Source organism: Undibacterium sp. KW1 (assembly GCF_009937955.1).
Lineage (GTDB): Bacteria > Pseudomonadota > Gammaproteobacteria > Burkholderiales > Burkholderiaceae_D > Undibacterium.
Genome location: NZ_AP018439.1, coordinates 1,736,192 through 1,760,222, shown reverse-complemented (window position 1 = coordinate 1,760,222; position 24,031 = coordinate 1,736,192). Strand labels below are relative to the sequence as shown.

Genomic DNA, 24,031 nt, shown 5'->3' with positions numbered 1-24,031 from the left:
ATCAGTCCTGCAAGCTTGCTTTCACTTGCAAGACTTCATCCCAGGCATCGATAAATGCCGCCACACAGATGGGGCAAAAATGGCTACCGGCGTTATCCTGCAAAAACTTCCGTGCATCCTCGTCAGACCAGGCTTTTTTGTAAGGACGCACTGAAGTCAGGGCGTCAAATACATCCGCGACGGCCACAATGCGTCCAGAGAGTGGAATATTTTCCCCAGCCAGATTATTTGGATATCCTGTTCCGTCATATTTTTCATGATGCGTCCTGGCAATTTCCTCACCCAACTGTATTAAAGGTGCAGAACTGCCCGCCAGGATCACAGATCCAATTTCTGCGTGTCGCCGCATGATGCGTAATTCATCGTCATCCAGTCTCCCTGGCTTTAACAGGATATGGTCAGGAATCCCCAGTTTGCCAACGTCATGCATGGGAGCTGCATCCAGTAAGAGTTGTTGAAATTCAGCAGACAAGCCCATTTTCTTAGCAATAATCCTGGAGTAATGTGCCATTCTCTGCACATGCGCCCCGGTTTCTGGATCCCGGAACTCGGCAGCCTTGGACAATCGCACGATTAACTCTCTCTCCCTTTCGATGATGGCAGTTGTCGCCAGTTGCACCTCATGCTCCAATAGCTTGGCCCTGTCCTTGATCAAATTTTGAGAGTGGCGCAAGGCGAGTAAATTGCGTATGCGGCTACGGCATTCAGGTATATCCACAGGCTTGGCAAGAAATTCGGTTGCTCCCAGCGACAAGGCCTCATGCCTGACCGCCTTTTCGTTTTCTGTGGTCACCATGACGATGGGGACATCCATGCCGTGTGGTAGCTTCCTGACGTTGCGGATGAAATCATGCCCATTCAATCCCGGCATCATATAGTCAACCAGAATAAGATCCGGGGTATTTGACTGGCACCACTCACAAGCCTTGAGCGGATCATCAAAACTTATGGCAGGAAAACCGCTGACAGATTCTGTCAGCGTCGCCAGCAGCAACAGGTTGACGGCATTATCGTCAACGATCAATACATTAGGTTTCGCAGTCATCCTTTTTTCCCATTTATTTGATACTCACACTGGCATCGAAGGCGTTTTTTCTACTATCTTTTTGCCTGACACAGCCTGATGTTTATTAAGTGCAAATAGCACTCTCTACTTTAGTCGTTTTATTGCGCTTATCCAGTCAAATTGACAAGCCCCGTTGATTGTCCATTGGGCGTAACTTATTCGACATAACTTGAATGATTACACCTTGCATAGCAAAACCAATGCAAGAATATGCCCTGCCTGGTTCAGGTGAATTCGGAAGATTCTGCTGAATAATATCTGTGAACACATCTATTCCTTTCGATCTGCGTACATTCTCGTGCAAATGACTAAAAACAAGTTTAAGCAGACGCATGGGCAATTGCCTGCGAAAAACAAGACACTATGCGAATAGAGAAAGACGGCGGTTCTGGGCCGGTGAAGCCGACAATTGGTCGCAGCAATGGGGCGACAACAGACGGCATTTGATGAGACGTCCCATAACGGGGAAATGGTTACAGGACAGGTGAATTAACTGATAGTCGCTTCGCCTGAAGTGAATAATATCTGAATTTTGCCACACGGCAATACAGAGAAACAAGATTTAACCATCTTTTGATGGTGTCGATCTATTTGCCACCAAACAGGTTTTTGAATTGGTTGATGGTCTCTTCTGCTTGCAAAAGCATACTTGCAACTTCGTGTATAGGCCGTCGATTAGAACGGGCAAAGTTACGCAACACATCAAACGCGACTTGCCGATCAGACTGAAATTTGGCCATCAGCAAGCCTACCGCCATGCTGGTTTCACGGCCAGAAGCAAGCGCAGATGTAAGATTAACCTCGCTCTTCTTCAATTGCCTGATCTCTCTGGCGCGCGCAAGACTTGCCTCAACTGTGGGAACGATATTTAATACATCTACTGGCTTGACCATGTAACCTACCGCGCCGTACTCTACCGCCTGTTTGACGATTTCAGTATCTGAAGTGGCAGACAGGAACATAAATGGGATAGCAGTTTCAGTACGTAAGTGATTCGCCAGATCAAGGCCTGACATGCCAGGCATATTGATATCAAGCAGAGCAATATCAGGCTCCTGCATCAAGATGACATTCAATGCATCTTCACCGCACTGCGCCTGGATGATCTCATAGTCAGCCCTCTCCAAAATCCTGCTCAGAAGCGTAAGCGTGAACTCATCGTCATCAACTAACAGTATCCTGCTTTTTATATTGACACTGGGAACCATGTACACCTCTTCTGTTATTTAAACACTCAAGTAGGCATCAGGTAAATCATAGCACCTGCCTGTCGACACTTTACTGTACCAACAAATAGGGAAACCTTAAACAGTTAGTTAATCTGCTTAGCAGTATTTCTTGAGTAGCCACAATGTTTAACCATCTTGCACAAGCACGCAACAAGTGGGCGACATATACATTATGGGAACAAAAAAACAAAACGGCACCTAAGTGCCGTTTTAACATACGTTCAGTAAGTATCAAGCGTAAGTACGCAGCCTGAGCGAAAACTCGCGCAGAGTCTGGATGCCAGATGCTTCTGCACGTACACACCAGTCCTGCAATTGCTGCACCAGTTGCTCACGGCTGACGGTGGAACGCTCCCAGATCAGGCCCAGCTCCACACGCATATCATGCATGGTTTTTAGTGCGCGGCTATGTGCCAGCACCTCAGACAATTGCTGTTGCTGAGGCGCTTCGAGCTTGGTGGGCTCACGCTGCAACAATTTCTTGGTCGATTTCAGCATGTGCGCCTCGAACATGGCTTTCTCGCGCAAGCTTGCTACTTCCTCACTCCACGCACGACGCAAGGACTTGGCATATTTGGCCATCACGTCATAGCGGTTGGTGATCACGGCTTGTAGGGTTTCCAGATCAACGACAGTTTTGATTTCCTTGAACTTGGGTTCAGGAGCGACTTTCTTGACCTTGGCCAGACCAACGATTTCCATGCTGCGGATATACAGCCAGCCTATGTCGAACTCATACCATTTGGACGACAATTTGGCTGATGTACCAAATGTATGGTGGTTGTTATGTAGTTCTTCACCACCAATCAAAATACCGATAGGGAGGATATTGCGTGAGGCATCAGTGCAATCGTAATTGCGGTACCCCCAGTAATGACCAATACCGTTGATGATGCCGGCCGCAGTTACAGGTATCCACAGCATCTGTACAGCCCATACTGTGACACCAACGACACCAAACAGCATGAAGTCGATGATCAGCATCAGGGCCACGCCTTGCCAGCTAAAGCGGGTATATACATTGCGCTCCATCCAGTCGTCTGGTGTGCCATGGCCATACTTTTCCATGGTTTCCAGGTTCTTGCATTCTGCACGGTACAGCTCTGCGCCTTCGAACAAGACTTTTTTGATGCCGCGCGTTACCGGGCTGTGTGGGTCTTCTTCAGTTTCGCACTTGGCATGATGTTTACGGTGTATCGCAGCCCATTCCTTGGTGACCTGACCAGTGGTCAGCCACAACCAGAAACGAAAGAAATGGCTGGGAATCGCATGCAATTCCAGCGCGCGGTGAGCCTGGCAGCGGTGCAAGAAAATTGTCACGCTGGCAATCGTGATATGCGTCACGACCATCGTGAAGATAAATACCTGCCAGGCTGTCGCACGGGTCAGACCGTTGGACAGAAAATCAACTACTGTATCGATAAAAGTGCTCAAAATGACATGTACTCCATTGTTATTGACGGCATCTTGGTTGATTTCGCAAAAACGCCATCAACTTTTTTCATTATAGACATCGGACGGCATTGTACGCGGTTTTAGAGGGATTCACCCAATTCTAGAACTAATATTGTTGCCTTGCCTCAAGTTTCTTTGGCTGGACTGTTAATTAAAGTCACAACCCGTTGACCATAGGGCAAATTCACCTGATGCTCTTGCAAAACCTGCCACAAAGCAAGATTCACTGCAGACATGACGCTGGAACGTCCATTTTCAGGATCGGCAATCCAGAACCCTACCCTCAGCTCAAAACCATCTGCGCCAAACTTCAGCAAATAGGCAGCGGGCGCAGGGTCTTTGCAAACCCGTTCCACAGTAGCCGCAGCCTCGCCAAGGATGGGCATGATCTTTCCGAGGTCCGTTTCGTAGCCGACCGTCATATCAGTCCACATGGCGACCGTCCTGTCACTGAGGGAATAATTCTGCACGGGTGAAGACACCAGCATTTCATTCGGTATGACGGCTTCACCGCCATCGGTACCCTGCAAGACGGTATAGCGGGTATTGATTTGCGTAACCCGCCCACTATATTTATCCACCGTGATCATGTCACCTATGGACATACTGCGGTCAAGCAGGATAATGAAGCCGGATACATAGCTGCTGGTGATTTTCTGCAAGCCAAAACCCAGGCCCACGCCCAGCGCACCACCAAATACAGACAATACGGTAAGGTCTATGCCAACCAGGGTCAGACTGATGAGTATGGCCAACAGGATAAATACTGCCCTGCTCACCCGTGACAAGACCACCTTCAGTGAAGAATGCGCATCCGGCAGCTGCATCAGGCGTTTTTCGAGCGCAGCACTGGCCCACATGGCAACAACCAGGGTAACCACGACTGAAGCCACGGCCTGCAATATGGTCAGCAGCGATACCTTGTTTTTACCTAAAGGCACGGAAACTTCATCGAGGGCAGTAAACAACTCCAGACCCAGACCAGTGAAATGCAGGACGACACCCAGCCAGACCAGGCCAGCAAACAGTTTTTCAAATGCGGCAAGGAAATTGCCTATATAACCATCACGTGCAAAAGTTTGCCGCACCACATAGAAGGCAAATCTTATCAGTGCCAATGAACCTATAATGGGGAACAGTAAGGACAGCAAATGCGTATGCTGCCATTTGCCTAAAATCATTTTTGCAATCAGGATAAAAATCAGCGCCAGGGTCGGCGAGAGTACGCGGGTGAAGCTTTCCACTCCCAGCTTCACGACATCGGAATCAGTGTCTTTGGCAGTAAAACTGCGCCTCAGGGCACGCGACAAAACCCATGCGAGGCCAAAGCAAAGAACAACCACCCCAACTTGCCAGTAAAAATCAGGCTGGCCCAGATCCTTGGATAAATCAGACAATAAACTGGCAAGTAAAGGTGTGCTCATAGGCGGAACTTACGGTGCGTACTTGGAGACCTGGAACGGAGGATGGAAATTAATCTTCTGCTGCCATTTCTGGATCAGCCGCTTCTGGCACAACTTTGGCTGGTGCTTTTTTGCGTTCCAGTATCGCTGCAAAGAAACCATCAGTCTGATGCAGATGAGGATAGAGTTTAAGATAGTCACCCATTTCCAGATCCACTTTTTGCTCAGCCAATACCTGAGACGCAGGCACCAATGCATAATCAGCATGCTCAGCCAGGAAAGCCTGGACTATACCTTCATTTTCTTCATCGAGAATACTGCAGGTTGCATACACCAGACGACCGCCCGGCTTGACCATGCGCGCAGCACTGGCCAGGATGGAGGCCTGCTTGACATTCAACTCTGCCACGCCTTCTGGCGTCTGACGCCATTTGACATCAGGATTACGGCGCAAGGTACCCAGACCACTACAAGGAGCATCAACCAGCACGCGGTCCAGCTTACCTGCCAGACGTTTGATCTTGGCGTCTTTTTCGTGCGCGATGACGACCGGGTGTACATTCGACAAACAACTGCGTGCCATGCGTGGCTTCAGTTTGGCCAGGCGTTTTTCAGAAATATCAAAAGCATACAGACGACCGGTATTGCGCATCAATGCACCCAGTGCCAAAGTCTTGCCACCGGCGCCGGCACAGAAATCGGCCACCATTTCACCGCGCTTGGCACCCACCAGTTGCGCCAGTAACTGACTGCCTTCATCCTGAACTTCTATCGTGCCATCTTTGAATAAAGGCAGGTTCTGGATGGATGGTTTTTTACGTACCCGCAAACCTGTGCTGGAATATGGCGTAGGCTCAGCGATGATAGGTGCTTGCGCCAATGTCGTGATGACGGTTTCGCGATCACCTTTGATGGTATTGACACGCAAATCCAGTGGCGCCGGGGTATTGAGGGACATGGCCAGCGCCAAAGCATCTTCTTCACCAAAGCGTTCCAGCAATTTTGTCCACAGCCATTCTGGCAAATTAGCCTTCATCATCAAAGGCAGGTGCGTGCGGTCAATTTCCATGACACGTTGCAGCCAGGCAGTTTCATCTTCTGTCAAGCCACCGAGAGCATCAACGCCAACGGCATCAGCCAGACCCAGCAGGCTCAGGCGGCGCATAGGAGAACCTATGCCGGACTCAGAAAAATTGGTATACACCGCTTTATTGCGCAGCAAGCCGTACACAGCCTCCGCAACTACGCCACGTTCACGTGAACCCAGGCGTGGGTGATCACGGAAATAACGCGACAAAGTGCCATCTGCCGGGCCGGTAAAACGCAGAATCTCACGTAATACTTCTTCGGTATTGACGAGTATGGCTGGAGGTAATCTCATGCTGCTTCCTTCTGATATGCTGATATGGCCCGGACGGGCCTTGTTACTATTTTTTGCTAGTTAATACTGACGGCAAACCGCGCAAGCGATTTTGCTGAAACTGGTTAATCAAGCTTCTTATTTCTGAATATCCAGCTTGTTAATCACTGATATGAACACGGTTGCCCTCTATACGCAATTTGCCTTCGACAAATTGCAATACGGCACGCGGATAAATCTGGTGCTCTTGTTCGAGTACACGGTGTGACAGCGTGTCTTCATTATCATGGTCAAGCACAGGCACAACTGCCTGGGCAACGATGGGACCATGATCCAGTTCGGCGGTCACAAAGTGGACGGTGACTCCATGCACTTTAACACCCGCATCTATGGCTTGCTGATGCGTTGCCAGACCGACAAAACTAGGCAGCAGGGACGGATGGATATTCAACATCCTGCCTGCATAGTGCTCGACAAAACCTGCCGTCAGTATACGCATGAAGCCAGCCAGGACAACCAGGTCAGGGGCGAATTCATCTATCTTTGCCTGCAAGGCGGCATCAAATGCCTCACGCGTGGCAAATTGCTTGCTGACCACTACGGCAGTTGGTATGCCACGGCTGGCTGCATACTCCAGGCCACCTGCATCGGCACGGTTGCTGATAACGGCAGCGATTTGCGCGGGCCATTGCTGTTTTGCGGCAGTTTCAACAATGGCTTGCATATTGCTGCCACGACCAGAAATGAGGATAACAATCTTTTTCATGGCGGCATTGTACCGCTGACAGGGGTCTAGTCCCAAATAAAAATGCCAGCATTTGCTTACCGGCATCTATTCTGCGGGATATGAAAATGCTATTCGAAGGAGTAAAACACCCGGAAAGCGACTTTTCTGTCAGCCCAAAAATCGGCTGCGTCGCGGAACACGTCCAGCAGCGACTCACGTGCTTCCTTGTCAAATTTTTGTGTATTTGGCAATTGCTCAAGCACAATCAAAAACCCAGCCTGTGGGCCCGCCTTGTAAATCATGTCAGTCAGGCAATCTGACAAGGCATCCAGGTTGCGGCACATGGGCTTGGGGAAACCAAAAGACAAGGCTATCTTCCCCAGCACTTGCTGCTTGGTCGCCGCCTCAAGGCAATAGGCATACAGGAAATGCTGGCCCAGTTTGGCTGCTTCTGCCTGTAAATCCGGTACACGGAAAGCACGTATGGATTGCACCACATTCGGCGCTACCGTTGCCAACAAATCTATTTCTCCCTCGGTTGCTGAGATCATATTTACTCTTTAATTATTTACTCTTTAATTCTTCGAAAACTCTCGTAGTGGTCTTCCGTGTAATAGTATTCGCCCGATGTCTGGGGATCTGCTCCGGCAATAATGCGGCGCACGCCACGATTGCGGGCGCGTGGCGTCTTTACCGTGTATTCATGATAGTAACCACGCTTTTGCTTGGGCAACCTGGATTCATAATTACCGAACACAACGCCATCCTTGTCATAAGGAAATGGGCCGCCCTGCTTGATGAGCTTGAGTGTGGTCTGTGCCTCTTTAGGCAATTCTGCAACAGCAACCTGACCAAGACTATTATTGTCCTTGGCAAAGCTGGTTGCAGCCAGCAAAGCAAGCGTCAGGAATACCAGCCATTTTTTAAAAAATGTTGGATTTATCATTATTCTGTCTATCCGCACACGCTTAAACAGCGCATAGAGTAACGGTTTGTCGATGATGAATCAACCATTGTTGCAGATGTTACAATGCATTAATTCATGCGCCTGTCACATTTGCGACAACATGCCTTGAGGCAAAGTTGTGTTGAAATCAAACTAATCGCGCTGATGTGCGTACCTTTGTATCAACCCCAAAGAAGTGTAGGACATCATCCACCCTGGCGCGGGTATCACGTCGCCCGAGTGCAATCAATTCTTTGGTGTAGGTTGATTCAAATAGCAGATAAGAGGCCAACGCCGAACCGCGCGCCTCTGTAGCGCCTATGCCGCCCAGCATGGTTCGCACAGGTAAAGGCAGGCTGTTGGTATGACGACTGGCAATTTCGTCCAGCCGCTCAGATGGTGCGATGACCAGCAGATCGACCGGCCGCAAAGGTGTTTTTTCCAGTAATTCTGTTGGCAACATCGACAAGGTCTTGTTAATGCGCATCAGCCTTTCTATATCCACAGCCAGGCTATCAAGAAAAATGCTGGACAAGGCATGACCGGCAATTTGCGCCAGACTGGGGTAACGTGCGACTTCAGTATTGACGCTGGGCGGCTCAGTCAAACGGCCAGCACCGACGATCAGCACTTTTTGCGCACCCAGATGGATGGCCGGTGATATTGGTGCCAACTGACGCATGGAACCATCGCCACAGTACTCCATACGCCCGCCCCAGTTCAGCGGCACTGCAGGAAAAATAAAAGGAATGGCAGCAGATGCCAGCAAATGCTGGACGCCAATGAAATCACGCTGCGCCAGTCGCTGGCTCCTGACCCAGGGTTCAATATCGGCCAGGGTCTGGTAAAAAGTCAGATGCTGCCCAGCCGTATAAGAAGAGGCCGTAACCGCCAGCGCATGCAGGCTGCCATTGTTGAATGCAGCGTCCAGACTGCCCAGGTCCAGCATGCGGGTCAGCAGGGCTTCCAGTGGAGAATTATCCAGTAGCGAATTTGGTGGTGCTTTGCGCCACTTATTCAGCAACCAGCCAAATGACCACAAGGTCAGCCAGCGCGCGCCGCTGCGCATGACACCAAGAGAGTCGGCACGATAGACTTGCGCCGCTTCGAAATTTTCCCAGATATGCAGCATGCGCCCGACTGCATCAGCAAAGTTATCTGCCCCACAGGCCAGCGAGGTGGCATTGATCGCCCCAGCCGAAGTACCACAGATAATGCCAAAAGGATTGCTGGCAGGATGCCAGCCAGACTCCACCAGAATGTCCGAAATCTCATGCAGCACCCCAACCTGATAGGCCGCACGCGCCCCACCACCCGTCAAGATCAATCCTGTTCCCGCGTTATTGCTCGTTTGTTTAGGCATAAAAAAAGGGCAAATCCAGATTTGCCCTAGTGTAGTAGCCCCCTAGCAATTTGTCATGCTGCACGGCACAGTGAAAGAATCATGCTCTGCAAATACAACAGCAATTTTTTGTCAGCACACTGAGGCTCGTGAAGCGTTGAGAAAGCGTAGCGAGCGCCACGAGTTTGAGTTAAGAAGCGCAGTCGTACTTTAGTACGACGACGAATTTCCAAAAACAGCAGGCTCAAAATCGTGACGCGCAGTAGCTTTATCAGCACTTACTACTTGGGTTGCATGCGTATGGCCCCGTCTAAACGGATAGTTTCGCCATTCAGCATCACATTCTCAATAATCGTCTTGGCCAGATTTGCATACTCATCCGGTTTGCCCAGGCGCGGAGGAAACGGCACCATCTTGCCTAGAGCATCCTGTACCTCTTGCGGCATGCCCAGCAGCATTGGGGTTTCAAAAATACCCGGCGCAATTGTAATCACACGGATGCCGCTGCGTGACAAATCACGAGCCATAGGCAAGGTCAGACCAACGACTGCTGCCTTGGAAGAAGCATAAGCTGCCTGACCAATCTGGCCATCATAAGCAGCGACCGATGCTGTATTGATGATGACACCGCGTTCGCCATGTTCTGCGGCTTCAGTCTTGCCCATGGCATCTGCTGCCAGACGGCACATATTGAAAGTGCCGATCAGGTTGATATTGACCACGCGCTGGAATACATCCAGTGGATGCGGGCCATCTTTACCGACAGTCTTGATTGCGGGTGCAACACCAGCGCAATTGACCAGGCCGCGCAGCGTGCCCAGAGTAGCTGCCGCCTCGACGACTGCTTTGCCATCGGCCTCGGAAGTCACATCACATTTGACAAACTTGCCACCCAGCTCAGCAGCCAGCACCTCGCCTGCCTCTACCTGCACGTCAGCCAGCACGACCTTGCCGCCATTGGCAACGATCATTCTTGCCGTGGCAGCACCCAGGCCGGAAGCACCGCCAGTAATAATAAATACATGATTTTGAATTTGCATGTTTGTCTCTCCAGGCTATTGTCTATGAGCACATTAATCGGATTGTGGGGATGGCACTTATTTGTATCCACTAGTTGCATCCACGATTACGCATGATTACGTTTACGTAAACGTCACATCCACGTATTGTAGCGAATAATCTTCTTCGCGCAAAAATAAAAAAGTGGCAGCGATATACTCGCCACCACTTTCCATTACTTTCTTTTCAAGCAGGCTGCTGCTTATTTACTCGCAGATGCCGGATCAGCCATAGCTGGAGGCGGCGGCACCTCTGCCGGACTTGACACTGCAGATGCGACGGGGGCTGCAAGCTTGGCCGATGCAGAAGATGCCGATGCTGCGGGAGCTGCAGTCTGTACAGGCTGACTGAGATGACTACCCGCTGCGTTCGTCGGTCCTGCTGCTGGCAGCAAGGGCACCAGCAACAGCGCCACGATATTGATGATCTTGATCAGCGGGTTGACTGCCGGGCCAGCTGTGTCCTTGTAAGGGTCGCCAACAGTATCCCCCGTCACGGCAGCCTTGTGTGCTTCCGAACCCTTGCCACCAAAATGGCCATCTTCTATGTATTTCTTGGCATTATCCCAGGCACCGCCGCCGGTAGTCATGGAGATAGCGACAAACAAGCCTGTCACGATGGTCCCCATCAACAAACCACCAAGCGCAGCTGGTCCCAGCAGCATGCCAACCAGGATAGGCACGATGACAGGCAACAGCGAAGGGATGATCATTTCCTTGATCGCTGATGTCGTCAGCATATCGACAGCCTTGTCATACTCAGGCTTGCCCGTGCCATCCATGATGCCCTTGATTTCCTTGAACTGGCGGCGCACTTCCACCACCACGGCACCGGCTGCACGACCCACCGCTTCCATCGCCATCGCACCAAACAGATAAGGGATCAAACCACCAATAAACAGGCCGACGATGACTTGCGGATTCGACAAATCAAACGAAGTACTCTTGCCAACGGAATCCAGCGCATGGGTGTAATCAGCAAACAGCACCAGCGCTGCCAGACCGGCTGAGCCTATTGCATAACCTTTTGTAACTGCCTTGGTAGTGTTACCGACGGCATCCAGAGGATCAGTAATGGCACGCACAGAAGCTGGCATTTCCGACATTTCGGCAATACCACCGGCATTGTCAGTGATAGGGCCATAGGCATCAAGCGCGACGATAATCCCCGCCATGGACAGCATGGAAGTGGCCGCAATCGCGATGCCATACAGGCCAGCAAGGTTAAATGACACCAGGATAGCCACACACACAGCCAGCACGGGCCAGGCCGTCGATTTCATCGATACACCCAGTCCTGCAATGATATTGGTGCCATGACCAGTAGTCGATGCCTGTGCCACATGCTGTACCGGTTTGAAGTCTGTGCCTGTGTAATATTCAGTGATATATACCATCAAGCCTGTGAGCACGATACCGACCAGGGCTGAACCCATCATCTTCATGCGCATCGCTTCATCAGGCCAGACCTGCCAGGTGACAACAGCAAAACCGATCAGCGATAAACCTGCAGCCCACCACAAACCAGTATAAAGGGCAGACATGATTTTCTTGCCAGGCTTGGCTTTGACCATGGAGCAACCGACAATCGAAGCGAGAATGGAAACCGCACCCAGCAATAAAGGATAAACAATCGCTTCGGTGACATTGGTGGTAATCACCAGCGCCCCCAGCAACATGGTGGCGATCAGGGTCACGACATAGGTTTCAAACAGGTCGGCGGCCATACCGGCGCAATCACCAACATTGTCACCTACATTGTCGGCAATCACGGCGGGGTTGCGCGGGTCATCTTCAGGGATACCGGCTTCTACCTTGCCGACCAGGTCAGCACCAACGTCCGCCCCTTTGGTAAAGATACCGCCACCAAGACGGGCGAAGATGGAAATCAGCGATGCCCCAAAAGCCAAGCCTATCAGGGGCTTGATGACATCATGCTGCGTCAGGGTGCTACCGGCAGCATTCATGACCAATACCCAGTAAAAAATCGTCACACCCAGCAAACCAAGGCCAACGACCAGCATGCCGGTGATGGCACCACCGCGGAAAGCCACGTCCAGCGCCTCATTCATGCCCTTGGTTGCGGCCTGCGCAGTTCTCACATTTGCCCTGACCGACACATTCATGCCGATGAAGCCGCAGGCACCGGACAACACCGCACCGATCAGAAAACCGATGGCAGTAATCAAACCCAGACCAGGTATGGCGGCGACGGCAATGAACAGCACCACGCCAACAATGGCGATGGTGCGGTACTGTCGTGCGAGATAGGCGGCTGCGCCTTGTTGAATGGCAGCGGCAATTTCCTGCATACGCGCATTACCGGCATCCTGCTTCAGGATCCAGCTGCGCGATATCAAACCATATAGTACGGCGATGACGCCACATGCGATGACAAACCAAAGACTTGCTGTCATGTTGACTCCTCCAATGTTATGGGCATGTTGGCCTTGTGGGCACATGCATTTTTTTAACGACAAAGTAAAACAACGACAATTCTTCATTTTTCAGACTTTGATGCCAGACTGCCTTGCATCAAATGACAAAAATGAATCCTGCACACTGCGAAACTTTTACGCAGCCCATATTTTTGGAGAAACTGGCTGGGGCTTAGCCGTACTTGTAGTGATAATTAATAGCTATAAAAAAAGCGGACAATGCAGTCCGCTTTTTTTAATATTTATTCGGACAGCGCCGCAAATGCGCTGTCACGGATGGACTCTACCGGTCCGACGCCAGCAATCTTCCGATACTTGGGTGCGCCTGGTTGACCAGACTTGGCCCAATCGCCATAGTAAGACAACAGCACTTCAGTTTGTTCGTGATAGACGGACAAACGTTTCTTGACGGTTTCTTCCTTGTCGTCAGGGCGCTGCACCAGGTCTTCACCTGTCACATCATCCTTGCCTTCGACTTTTGGAGGATTGAATTTGACGTGGTAGGTGCGGCCAGAACCAGGATGAACACGGCGACCACTCATACGGTCGATGATGGCTTCATCAGGTACATTGATTTCCAGTACATAGTCTATCGTTACGCCAGCATCCTTCATCGCATCTGCCTGAGGCGTGGTGCGAGGAAAACCATCGAACAGATAACCATTGGCGCAATCTGGCTGTTTCAACCTGTCTTTAACGAGGCCGATGATGATGTCATCTGATACCAGTCCACCGGTGTCCATGACTTTTTTTGCTTCCAGACCCAAAGCCGTGCCAGCAGCGATTGCGGCACGCAACATATCACCAGTAGAGATTTGAGGAATATTGTATTTTTCTTTGATGTAATTGGCTTGTGTACCCTTGCCGGCACCCGGCGCTCCCAACAAAATAAGACGCATGTTAAATTTCCTAAGACGAGTTTGAATTTTTTTACTTGTATTATCAAATCATGCCCGGCAGTGGTTTCATTGCAGGCACGGCTCTTTTTGCTTTTCTTCTTTAGCTTGATAACACAGTTTCTTTTCACGAAACTTACCACAATTTTCGCAATTCTTGATGCTTTGCCACGAAAACTTGGGGTTTTGCCCGTTTTTTTATACCTTATCCCTGAAAAACTGCCTGACACGTTCCAGGTCTTCTGCCGTATCCACGCCGGATGCGGGGCTGGAAGCTGTCACATGGACAGCAATTGCATAGCCGTGCCACAAAACCCGCAACTGCTCCAAAGCCTCAATTTGTTCCAATGGAGAAACAGCGAGTTGCGGATATTTTTTTAAGAAATCGTTGCGGTAGGCATACAAACCAATATGGCGTAAAGGTGAATACGCGGGCGGGAACTGTTCGCGGCTGACAGCAAATCCATCCCTGTGCCAGGGTATGGTTGCGCGTGAAAAATACAGTGCGCGGCCATGCTTGTCCAATACCACCTTGACGACATTGGGATTAAAACCATCTTCTACCGCATGGATAGGATGGGCTGCAGTCGCCATAGGCACATCAGCGCTCACCAGCGCTGCGGTAGCGGCAATCAAGGCCGGATCTATCAGTGGTTCATCACCCTGCACATTGACGACAACTGCATCGTCTGCCAGGTTCATGCTGGCAGCAACTTCGGCAATGCGGTCAGTACCGGACGGATGATCAGGCCGCGTCATGCTGACGGGCACACCGTGGGCCTCGCAGGCTGCGACGATATCAGCATGGTCTGTAGCCACCATGATGGCGCTGGCGCCAGACAATAATGCCCGCTCGGCGGTGCGCACCACCATGGGCTTGCCACCTATGTCAGCCAGCGGTTTATTTGGCAAACGGCTGGAGGCCAGCCGGGCCGGGATAATAGCGATAAAACTCATAAAATTTATGCCTTGGGTCTGGCATCAAGCTCTTCATTCGTCAGCGCACGCGCCTGATCTGCCCACATGATGGGGATATCATCGCGTATCTGGTAAGCCAGTTTATCGCCATAACAAATCAATTCCTGACTGGCTTTTTGGTAAACCAATTGTCCTTTGCACAAAGGGCAAACCAACACATCAAGCAGACGTGCGTCCATGCTTTTTCTCCGAAATCATTTGTATCAGGGATGCGGCAAAAGCTGCATCAAGTTGAGCTTCGACTGGTACTACCCAGATGCGGGCATCGTCCAGTAAAGCCGGGATTTGCCTACATTTTACTGCATCCTTTTCCGTAATCAGGATGCAATCAGCATCAACACCTTTAAAACTCTGTGTATCAAAGGCATGATGATCAGGAAAAGCCCTGGTCTGGCATGTCAAACCCTGCAGTGCCAGCATAGTGAAAAATCGTTGTGGATTACCTATGCCAGCCGCTGCCAGCAAACGCTGTCCCGAGAACTCGGCCAGCGACTTGCGCTGGGCATTATCATTCAACCTATAAGCCTGACCTGCCTGTAACTGCATGCGCACGGTGTCTGCTGGCATCCCGGGTGGAAATACTGTTTCCGGCGCTGGCATATTGCAGATAGTAAAATCACGTCGTCTTTCCACGGGTTCACGCAAAGGCCCGGCTGGCAAAAGCCAGCCATTGCCAGCGCCACGCTGGTCAAACAGCACGAGTTCAACATCACGCCCCAGGGCGTAATGCTGCAAACCATCGTCAGCAATAATGACATCGACTTGCGGATTAGCTGCCAGCACGCAACGCGCCACGGCAACGCGGTCACGCCCCACCGCTACCGGGCATTCGGCCCTGGCAGCAATCAATACTGGCTCATCACCAACTTGCTGCGGCTGCGAAGTAGCATCCAGCAAAATTACGCTCTCGGCATGTACACCATAACCACGCGAGATAACAGCCGGATGCCAGCCTGCAAGCTTTAATTGCTGCACCAGCCAGATCACCAGCGGTGTCTTGCCGGTACCGCCGATAAAGATATTGCCGACCACGACCACAGGTACGGGTAATCTGGTTTGCGCTTTGTAGCCCATCACAAACAGACCAAAACGGAAAGTGACGATGAGCTGGAATAGCCTGGACACTGGCCACAGCAAACAGGCCAGCAGCCCGCGCTTTTGCCAGGTACTCAATAAGACTTTTTCCAATACTGCCCGCATGTCACTCTCTTGTTTTTCTCTAGCTGTTTTCTACAAAAAGAAACCGGGGAGTAACAATCCCCGGTTTCTCGCCAGCTCCTGAAGCACTACTCCACTTACAAGCTAGTCATTCCATACTTCACTTTGCAGTTGCCTGGGCCGCAAACGTAACCTTGGCCATGCCTGCAATACGCGCGGCTTCCAGCACATCGATGACAGATTGATGGCTGGTTGCACGGTCTGCATTGATGATAATCACAGGATCAGGCTGAGTACCGGTCTTGCCAGCTTCCAGCGCTGCTGCCGCTTTTTTTAAATCTTCCGCCAGAGTCAGAGTGTCAAGGAAAGACACGGCCTGGTTATTGATCTTGTAGCGGCCCTGGGCATCAATACCGATATCTATCTGATTCGGTTTGTCCTGGGCTTTTTCTGCGTCAGCGGTCGGCAAGGTGATTTGCAGTTCGGTGAAACGGCTGTACGTCGTCGTCACCATCAAAAAGATCAGGATTACCAGCAAGACGTCGATAAACGGGATCAGGTTGATCTCTGGCTCTTCCCTGCCCCTTCCTTTACGAAAATTCATGACTACTTCCTGGCGCTGTGGACGACATCAACAAACTTGATTGCCTGCTGTTCCATATCGACGACGATGCTATCAACAAGCGCGCGGAAATGACGCCAGAACACCATTGCAGGCATAGCGATCATCAAACCAAAGCCAGTGTTATACAAGGCAACAGAAATACCATGAGCCAGTTGCGCCGGATTAGCGCCAGTTGCATTTTGCGAACCGAAAATTTCTATCATACCGACGACAGTACCAAACAGGCCCATCAAAGGTGCCAGAGAAGCAATCGTGCCCAAAGTAGTCAGGAAACGTTCAAGTTCATGGGCAACAGCACTGCCCGCTTCTTCTATCGATTCTTTCATGACTTCACGCGGCGCATTCACATTGCGCAAACCCGCTGCCAGTACTTTACCCAAAGGAGAATTGCCAGCCAGTTGCTCTATGACTTCAGGCTTTACCTTGCCTGCCTGATAAACACGTATGACTTCATCGACCAGAGTAGGTGGCAAAATGCGGCTACGACGCAAAGAAAGGCTGCGCTCTATGATTAAAGCCAGCGCTATAACTGAGGCAATCAATAAAAAATAAATTGGCCAGCCCGCGGCACGAATGATATCGAACAAATTAACTCCTTGAAGGTTCCTAAATCCAAGCCCGCAATGTAGCGCGTTGTCTGCCTGCGGGCAAGAGTGCAAAGCAAAAAACTAGGCACAAAATGTTTCAAAGCATAATTTTCAACAAAAAGCATCAAGTTTGCCGTCATCACAGCAAATTATTACGATTGTATTGAGATTGAAAATATTCACTGTTTTACACAAAATCTGTGCGCAAGCCTGTGGATAAGTGCATCGATTCTACCTAAGCTCATGATTTATTTCATTTTTTTGACTATGCCAAAGATTTAGGCACGGCGATTTTGTGGATAAAACAGCATTTTTTCCATTTTAGCCCCGTCTTTTCTACACATAATTTGTGGACAAGTATGTGCAAAAGTCTTGTGCACAATGACAAGTGACTGATTTAAAAGAAAATTATTGTACTGCCAATATTTTAGGCAAACATCTAATCCTGCATATTTTTGCACAAATTTTCAGCATAAAAATGTGGCTAGGAAAATGCTCTGCGTTTTGCACAAAATATGTGGACAAGATTGTGCATTACCGTAAATAAATGCTACAAGTCACTGATTTTTAATCACTAATCCCTACTGCCAGAAAAACAGGCAAACGGCAGTTTTTCTGCGACACAATACTTTTTCCACAGAAAAATTAATTTTAAGACAAGTATTTATAAGCCAGATTTGCGCTAATCCAGGCTTTTGCACAAAATATGTGGACAACTATGTGAAAAAGTATAGGGTATGTAACTAAGTCACTGATTTTAATCATTCTTTTATTCGCGCCTAAAAAAGTGGCAAACTCCAATTATTCACAGGCCAGTTTAAAATATTGCCTTTACCCTCATTTTCTCTGTAGATTGCAGCTTATTCTGCACAAAATATGTGGACAAGCTTGTGTAAAAGCGCATGGAAAGGCACTAAGTACTTGATTTTAAAAAAGATTACCGCAGTGCAAATATTTTAGGCAAACCACCTAAGCTGGCTGGAAAATAAAGTTTTCAACAGCTTAACCACAATTTCTGTGGATAAGTTTGTGCACAAGCGGCTCGATGCAGCGCAATGTCCTTGATTTGAAAGGGAATTTTCATTTTGCCTCATTCTTTTGCAGATTGATTTTTATTAAAAATCAAAGACTTAGATAGTAAACTTTCATTTCTTTTGACATCTCAGAGGCAAAATGACATGCTGATGACCAATCCATGCTTCTGTGGACAGAATTTCAGCCGCCAAGCTTTATGAATCCTGAATCGCCTTACGCTCCCCCAGTAAACACGCCCTCCGTGATGACAGTTACGGCGCTGAATCAGGCCGTTGCTCAGCTTTTGGAACGCAACCTGCCATTGACCTGGGTGTCTGGCGAGATTTCCAACTTTACCCGCGCCGCGTCTGGACATTGGTATTTCACGTTAAAAGACAGTGGCGCCCAGGTCAGGGCCGTGATGTTCCGTGGCCGCGCGCAATATGCCGACTTCCAGCCCAGGGAAGGCGACAAGGTCGAAGTACGTGCCCTGGTCACCCTGTACGCGCCGCGCGGCGATTATCAGTTAAGTGTGGAGGCCATACGCCGTGCCGGCGTTGGCAATTTATATGAAGCATTCTTGCGCCTGAAAGCGCAACTGACACAGGAAGGCTTGTTTGACACCGAGCGCAAGCGCCCCCTGCCCACCTTTGTCAAAACCATAGGTATAGTCACCAGCCCGCAGGCTGCCGCCCTGCGTGACATCCTGACCGCGCTGCACAGGCGAGCGCCACACGTCAACGTCATCCTCTACCCTACTCCAGTACAAGGCGAAGGCGCAGGCATGAAGATCGCCCAGGCGATAGCCTCTGCCGCTGCCCGCGAAGAATGCGATGTCTTGCTGGTTTGCCGTGGCGGTGGCAGTATGGAAGACCTGTGGGCCTTTAATGAAGAAGTGGTCGCCCGCACCATCGTCAATTGCCCCATGCCTGTGATCGCCGGCATAGGCCATGAAACTGACTTTACCATCGCCGATTTTGCCGCTGACTTGCGCGCAGCCACACCTACCGCCGCCGCCGAGCTGGCAGCCACGCCCAGGGATGCCTGGCTACAGTTATTACAGCGCCAGGCGCAAATACTCAGCCGCTGTATGCACAGACAACTGGATGACCAGGCCCAGACCCTGGACTGGCAAAGCCGCCGCCTGCTCAGCCCCAGCGCTGCCATTGCCGCCAGACGTCTGCAACTGGCAAGCCTGGCCCGCAACCTCAGCCTCTGCGCCAGCTTGCCGGTGCGCCAGGCCAGACATGAGCTGACGCAACTGACACTGAGCTGGCAAACACACAAGCCAGACCTGAGCAAACCCAGGGTGCTGCTGGCAGACATGCAAAGACGCCTGCAGCAAGCGGCAAGGCATAGCCTTGAAGGCCAGCAACAACAGTTGTCTGCCCTGCGCAGCCAACTTGAGCTGTTGAACCCTCAACGCACACTGGAGCGCGGCTATGCCATCCTCAGCGACCACAAAGGCAAGGCCTTGCGCAAGACGTCTGAACTCAAACCACAATCACTGATACAAGTCAGACTGGCATCAGGTACCGCTGAAGTTGGCATCAGTAGTGTGCAAACCAAACTGGATTGAGCCATACCGATACAAAACCAATTACCTGCTGTGCCAATTGCAGTCATCATTTTGCGCATATACATAGAATTTGTATAAGGCCGCGTGCACGCTTTTGCACAAAAGCTTACAATGCTGGTCTGGCTTTTCCGGATTGCCGGAAATGATGAACTCACGATAAAAGGACACGATATGGAACATACCTTACCGGCACTGCCTTATGCACTGGATGCTTTGGCTCCACATATCTCCCAGGAGACTCTGGAATATCACTATGGCAAGCATCATCAAACCTATGTGACCAATCTGAACAACCTGATCAAGGGTACAGAATTTGAAAACTCCACACTGGAAGAAATCGTCAAGAAATCTTCTGGCGGCATTTTCAATAACTCAGCACAGATCTGGAACCACACTTTCTACTGGAATGGCCTGAAACCTAATGGCGGCGGCGCACCAAGTGGCAAACTGGCAGATGCCATCAATGCCAAATGGGGTTCTTTCGATGCATTCAAAGAAGCTTTCACCAAGTCTTGCGTAGGCAATTTCGGTTCTTCCTGGACATGGCTGGTCAAAAAAGCCGACGGCACACTGGACATCGTCAACACATCCAATGCAGCAACACCACTGACAACAGCAGACACGCCATTGCTGACTTGCGATCTGTGGGAACACGCTTACTACATCGACTACCGCAATGCACGTCCAAAATACCTGGAAGCATTCTGGGCACTGGTCAACTGGGAATTTGCCACAGCAAACCTGGGCTGAGCCAGCTTGTCGTGATGCCCGTTGCGTCGTGACATATACAGCACAGATGAAAAAAAACCTGCGCATGCATCAGCACCGCAGGTTTTTTTCATCCATCATGCAAGCTGTTTATGCGAAGATCATGGCTCAAATGAGCGCCAGGAACTTTCCCCTAAGCTCTATCGCCTTACTCTTTGAACAGCATGCAAACCAAAGTCTCTCCTTTATTACGCTTTCTTCCCGCCATCTTCATTTTCATCTGGGCATCCGGTTATGTCGTTGCCAAATATGGCCTGCCTTATGCAGAACCACTGACCTTCCTGTGCCTGCGGTATCTGGGCGTGATCATCTTCATGCTGATACTGGCACTGACCATGCGTGCACCCTGGCCTGAGCGCCGCTTCTGGCTGCCAATAGCTATCGCTGGCATCATGATGCAGGCCATGTATCTCGGCGGCATCTGGTGCGCGGTCAAACTGGGTATGCCTGCCGGAGTGGCAGCACTGATCGCCAATACCCAACCCATCTTTACTGCATTCCTCGGCCCCATCATCGGTGAGCGCATCTATGGCAAACAATGGGCAGGACTGGCGCTTGGCATTTGCGGCGTAGCACTGGTCGTGGCCAACAAAATCTCTGTCATCGGCTTGTCCGTCAGCAGTGTGGCACTGGCCGTCATGGCATTGACTGCGATGACCATAGGCACGCTGTTCCAGAAAAAAACCTGCCCCAGTTTTGATGTCAGAACCGGGCAAGTCATACAGTTTGTTGCATCTTTATTGGTGACGCTGCCATTCGCACTGACGCTGGAAACCCAGACCATCATCTGGACACCACAGTTCTTTGCCGCCATGGCCTGGTCAGTATTTGTATTATCCGGCGTTGGCATCTCGGTACTGTTCATCATGATAAGGCATGGCGAAGCGACCAAGGTCACCAGTTATATGTACCTGGTACCAGCAGTTACTGCCGCCATGGCCTGGCTGATGTTTGGCGAGAAGCTAACGATGACAGCCATACTGGGCATGGTGATTGCCCTGGCGGGTGTGGCGCTGGTGGTGAGGCCGGCAAGATAAGAAACTAAGAAGTGACAAGGAAAGACGCGCAACAATAAGTTGATGCGCGTCTTTTTTACATTTAACTCACATCCTTTTTCTGTCGCAAGAACATGGCAACTGCCAGCATGGCGATGCCGACGATGGCGCCTACCCATAGCTCGGATTTGCCCAGCATCTCCAGCGATGGTCCATACAAATCTCCTGTCCAGGCTGTGAAAGTTTGGGCGTAGTCCATTTTCGGGTTGTCGATTTTCTCATAAGCGATCCACGAAGCAGGAACAAGACTCATCAAACCGCGACCTATAATATTGAAGTTCAACCAGCGAATATTCAAGCCCAGATCCAGGTTCTTGCTAAGAATGAAGATCAACAATACTGTCATTATCGGTAAGCATACTGCCCAAAGTATTGGTCTGGCTTTGGCCCAGGCAGATACCATCATCAGCCAGCCGACTGTGGGCAAGGCCCACAGCATGTAGATGGGTAAAAGCGAAATCATTTTCAAAGGCGCCAGTAACATATCGCTGTCGTGGAAAGCTGTGCTGAACACGTTCGCCTGAATACCAGAATTTTGCAAGCTGATGGCAAAACTCAAGAAAATAGGCACGCCAGCGATCAGGGAAAACACCAAAGTCGCGAGCGGAAAAAACAACAACGCAAACAGCACTTTAGATAGAACCGAACTGGTTCCAGAGACTGGCATAGACTTCCAAAAAAGCGCACTTCTGTCGTCCCGCTCATTAAACAGCGAGCCCAGACAATACACGCCAACCAGTATTGGCAAAAGTATCCCCAGCAGCGACAATGGTATATAAAAAGCATCGCTAAGTCCCTTGATTACAAAGCTGATCTGTGCTGCAGTCATGACCGCAGGCTCGACAACCTGCCCTTCAAACTGATAGCTGGGTCTGCCTTTGACTGAGGCATACAAGATCACTAGTAGTGCAGCTATCGATGCATTTGGCCATAAGAGCATCGCCTTGTTTTCCCAATACTCACGGCGTATCAGCCACATCAGTTTTTTCATGCTTGCACTCCTTTCATGGTGGCGAGATAAATTTCTGCAATGCCTGGCTGGCGAATGTCACCCAGGGCACGCAATATGTCAGTGCCTATGTTTTCAAACAGCATGGCTGATTTGCCGAAAACCTTACGCTGGCTCAAGGGTTTAAGGGCTGTGGCCTGCTCCATCTGGTCCGGGTTGATCAAGACTTCAACAAAGCGTTCTGCCAGTTGCTCCATGCTGGTATCGAGTACGATTTTTCCTTCATTGATAAAAATGATGTCACTGAGTACATGCTCAACCTCTTCAACCTGATGCGTTGTGATGACGATGCTCTTGTTTTCATCAAAATAATCTTCCAGCAAGTTTTGATAAAACTGCTTGCGGTACAAAATATCCAGTCCCAGGGTCGGTTCATCCAGTACCAGCAATTTAGCGTCGATAGCCATTATCAGAGCAAGGTGCAATTGCGCCACCATGCCCTTGGACATGGCCTTGACCTTCATGTCTGGCTTCAACTTAGTCTGGGAAATATATTGTTCAGCCTTGGCACGATTAAACTTGGGATGCACGCCTTCAACAAAAGCAATCGCGTCCCTGACCTTAAGCCAGCGCGGCAAAATGGCGACATCGGCAATGAAACAGACATCATTCATCAGCGCTTCACGCTGGGTACGCGGGTCCAGGCCCAGCACCTGCATGTCGCCATCAAAATCACTCAATCCCAATATCGCCTTGATAGTGCTGGTCTTGCCAGAGCCATTCGGCCCTATCAGGCCAACGATGCGGCCAGGCGCAATCTCAAAGTTCAGACTGTCAAGCACGCGCTGTTTGCCATAATGTTTGCTGATACCACGGGCTGAAATGACGCTATTCACTGACTTGTTCTGTGATGTATCTGCTGCGCTGTTCATTTCGCGCCTCCCTTATCCTGCAAACCCGGCAATTGCTGCACATCCAAACCCAGCCTGCGTATGCGTTCCAGCATGGCTGGCCATTCTTCTTCAATGAAACGCTGACGTTCATTTGCCAGTAATTTATCGAGCGCTGATTCGGTCATATACATGCCCACACCTCTTCGTTTTTCCACCAGTTCTTCATCGACCAATTCCTGATAGGCTTTTAAGACCGTAATCGGATTGAGCTGATACTCTGCTGCCACCTGCCTGACCGAGGGCAAGGCGTCGCCTGGCTTTAACAAGCCATCCAGCATCATTCCCAGCACCCGTTGCTTCAATTGCCGGTAAATCGGCGTCTGGTCATTCCAGTTAACACTCATGCTTGCACCTTCCTGTGAATACCCGGGACAACGAGATTGATACTTCTCTAGCGTCATCTCATAAGTAAATTAGTGCTGTAGTTAACTATAACACCAACTCA

The 24,031-nt window shown here is 50.2% G+C and carries 23 protein-coding genes; 3 read left to right on the top strand and 20 right to left on the bottom strand.

Translation table 11 applies throughout. The annotated features are described in order from the left end of the window. Window position 1: 1 nt before the first annotated feature. The 17 genes from UNDKW_RS07740 to UNDKW_RS07660 form a co-directional block, all read right to left on the bottom strand. Window positions 2-1,045, bottom strand: coding sequence for an HD domain-containing phosphohydrolase (locus UNDKW_RS07740; protein WP_162058225.1), 1,044 nt, complete (start codon window positions 1,043-1,045; stop codon window positions 2-4). Window positions 1,046-1,653: 608 nt separating this feature from the next. Further along, window positions 1,654-2,274, bottom strand: coding sequence for an ANTAR domain-containing response regulator (locus UNDKW_RS07735; protein ID WP_162058224.1), 621 nt, complete (start codon window positions 2,272-2,274; stop codon window positions 1,654-1,656). A gap of 252 nt (window positions 2,275-2,526) precedes the next feature. Continuing rightward, the gene (locus UNDKW_RS07730) at window positions 2,527-3,729 is read right to left on the bottom strand and encodes an acyl-CoA desaturase (RefSeq protein WP_162058223.1); all 1,203 of its coding nucleotides are present in this window, start codon (window positions 3,727-3,729) and stop codon (window positions 2,527-2,529) included. Between the two features lie 146 nt (window positions 3,730-3,875). After that, window positions 3,876-5,174, bottom strand: coding sequence for a mechanosensitive ion channel family protein (locus tag UNDKW_RS07725; protein WP_162058222.1), 1,299 nt, complete (start codon window positions 5,172-5,174; stop codon window positions 3,876-3,878). Window positions 5,175-5,223: 49 nt separating this feature from the next. Next, window positions 5,224-6,534: an RsmB/NOP family class I SAM-dependent RNA methyltransferase gene (locus tag UNDKW_RS07720; RefSeq protein WP_162058221.1), complete on the bottom strand. Its 1,311-nt coding sequence runs from the start codon at window positions 6,532-6,534 to the stop codon at window positions 5,224-5,226. Window positions 6,535-6,673: 139 nt separating this feature from the next. Further along, on the bottom strand, window positions 6,674-7,279 hold the full coding sequence (gene purN / locus UNDKW_RS07715; RefSeq protein ID WP_162058220.1) for a phosphoribosylglycinamide formyltransferase: 606 nt from the start codon (window positions 7,277-7,279) through the stop codon (window positions 6,674-6,676). An 89-nt stretch (window positions 7,280-7,368) separates the two neighbouring features. Further along, window positions 7,369-7,767, bottom strand: coding sequence for a barstar family protein (locus tag UNDKW_RS07710; RefSeq protein ID WP_162061831.1), 399 nt, complete (start codon window positions 7,765-7,767; stop codon window positions 7,369-7,371). Window positions 7,768-7,808: 41 nt separating this feature from the next. Beyond that, window positions 7,809-8,186 (bottom strand): ribonuclease domain-containing protein, encoded by a 378-nt coding sequence (locus UNDKW_RS07705; protein WP_162058219.1) that lies wholly within the window; start codon window positions 8,184-8,186, stop codon window positions 7,809-7,811. Between the two features lie 148 nt (window positions 8,187-8,334). After that, window positions 8,335-9,549, bottom strand: coding sequence for a patatin-like phospholipase family protein (locus tag UNDKW_RS07700; RefSeq protein ID WP_162058218.1), 1,215 nt, complete (start codon window positions 9,547-9,549; stop codon window positions 8,335-8,337). A 260-nt stretch (window positions 9,550-9,809) separates the two neighbouring features. Continuing rightward, window positions 9,810-10,568 carry a 3-hydroxyacyl-CoA dehydrogenase gene (locus UNDKW_RS07695; protein WP_162058217.1) on the bottom strand — a complete coding sequence of 253 codons (759 nt, stop codon included), beginning with the start codon at window positions 10,566-10,568 and terminating at the stop codon, window positions 9,810-9,812. A 221-nt stretch (window positions 10,569-10,789) separates the two neighbouring features. Continuing rightward, window positions 10,790-13,003, bottom strand: coding sequence for a sodium-translocating pyrophosphatase (locus tag UNDKW_RS07690; protein ID WP_162058216.1), 2,214 nt, complete (start codon window positions 13,001-13,003; stop codon window positions 10,790-10,792). Window positions 13,004-13,266: 263 nt separating this feature from the next. Continuing rightward, entirely contained in the window at window positions 13,267-13,923 is a 657-nt protein-coding gene (adk, locus tag UNDKW_RS07685; RefSeq protein WP_162040501.1) for an adenylate kinase, read from the bottom strand. 195 nt (window positions 13,924-14,118) lie between these two features. Then, entirely contained in the window at window positions 14,119-14,877 is a 759-nt protein-coding gene (gene kdsB / locus UNDKW_RS07680; protein WP_162058215.1) for a 3-deoxy-manno-octulosonate cytidylyltransferase, read from the bottom strand. Between the two features lie 5 nt (window positions 14,878-14,882). Further along, the gene (locus UNDKW_RS07675; RefSeq protein WP_162040499.1) at window positions 14,883-15,077 is read right to left on the bottom strand and encodes a Trm112 family protein; all 195 of its coding nucleotides are present in this window, start codon (window positions 15,075-15,077) and stop codon (window positions 14,883-14,885) included. Then, complete coding sequence (lpxK, locus tag UNDKW_RS07670; protein WP_162058214.1) at window positions 15,058-16,098, bottom strand: tetraacyldisaccharide 4'-kinase; 1,041 nt, start codon at window positions 16,096-16,098, stop codon at window positions 15,058-15,060. Before lpxK ends, UNDKW_RS07675 begins: the two co-directional genes overlap by 20 nt. A gap of 118 nt (window positions 16,099-16,216) precedes the next feature. Beyond that, a complete protein-coding gene (locus tag UNDKW_RS07665) occupies window positions 16,217-16,660 on the bottom strand; it encodes a biopolymer transporter ExbD (protein ID WP_162058213.1) in 444 nt (147 codons plus the stop codon). A 2-nt stretch (window positions 16,661-16,662) separates the two neighbouring features. Beyond that, a complete protein-coding gene (locus UNDKW_RS07660; RefSeq protein ID WP_162058212.1) occupies window positions 16,663-17,268 on the bottom strand; it encodes a MotA/TolQ/ExbB proton channel family protein in 606 nt (201 codons plus the stop codon). A 1,231-nt stretch (window positions 17,269-18,499) separates the two neighbouring features. Between UNDKW_RS07660 and xseA the strand changes: the two genes are divergently transcribed. The 3 genes from xseA to UNDKW_RS07645 all read left to right on the top strand — a co-directional run bounded on the left by xseA (window position 18,500) and on the right by UNDKW_RS07645 (window position 21,666). Beyond that, complete coding sequence (gene xseA, locus UNDKW_RS07655) at window positions 18,500-19,861, top strand: exodeoxyribonuclease VII large subunit (RefSeq protein WP_174247575.1); 1,362 nt, start codon at window positions 18,500-18,502, stop codon at window positions 19,859-19,861. Between the two features lie 171 nt (window positions 19,862-20,032). Beyond that, window positions 20,033-20,611 (top strand): superoxide dismutase [Fe], encoded by a 579-nt coding sequence (sodB, locus tag UNDKW_RS07650; protein ID WP_162058210.1) that lies wholly within the window; start codon window positions 20,033-20,035, stop codon window positions 20,609-20,611. Window positions 20,612-20,793: 182 nt separating this feature from the next. After that, complete coding sequence (locus tag UNDKW_RS07645; RefSeq protein WP_162058209.1) at window positions 20,794-21,666, top strand: DMT family transporter; 873 nt, start codon at window positions 20,794-20,796, stop codon at window positions 21,664-21,666. Window positions 21,667-21,727: 61 nt separating this feature from the next. On the opposite strand, the gene UNDKW_RS07640 is transcribed toward UNDKW_RS07645, so the two are convergent. Genes UNDKW_RS07640 through UNDKW_RS07630 form a run of 3 tightly spaced genes read right to left on the bottom strand, consistent with a single transcriptional unit; the run spans window position 21,728 to window position 23,930 of the window. Then, window positions 21,728-22,675, bottom strand: coding sequence for a hypothetical protein (locus tag UNDKW_RS07640; protein WP_162058208.1), 948 nt, complete (start codon window positions 22,673-22,675; stop codon window positions 21,728-21,730). Then, complete coding sequence (locus UNDKW_RS07635; protein WP_197893112.1) at window positions 22,672-23,565, bottom strand: ABC transporter ATP-binding protein; 894 nt, start codon at window positions 23,563-23,565, stop codon at window positions 22,672-22,674. Before UNDKW_RS07635 ends, UNDKW_RS07640 begins: the two co-directional genes overlap by 4 nt. Continuing rightward, window positions 23,562-23,930 (bottom strand): GntR family transcriptional regulator, encoded by a 369-nt coding sequence (locus UNDKW_RS07630; protein ID WP_162058207.1) that lies wholly within the window; start codon window positions 23,928-23,930, stop codon window positions 23,562-23,564. Before UNDKW_RS07630 ends, UNDKW_RS07635 begins: the two co-directional genes overlap by 4 nt. Window positions 23,931-24,031: the final 101 nt, after the last annotated feature.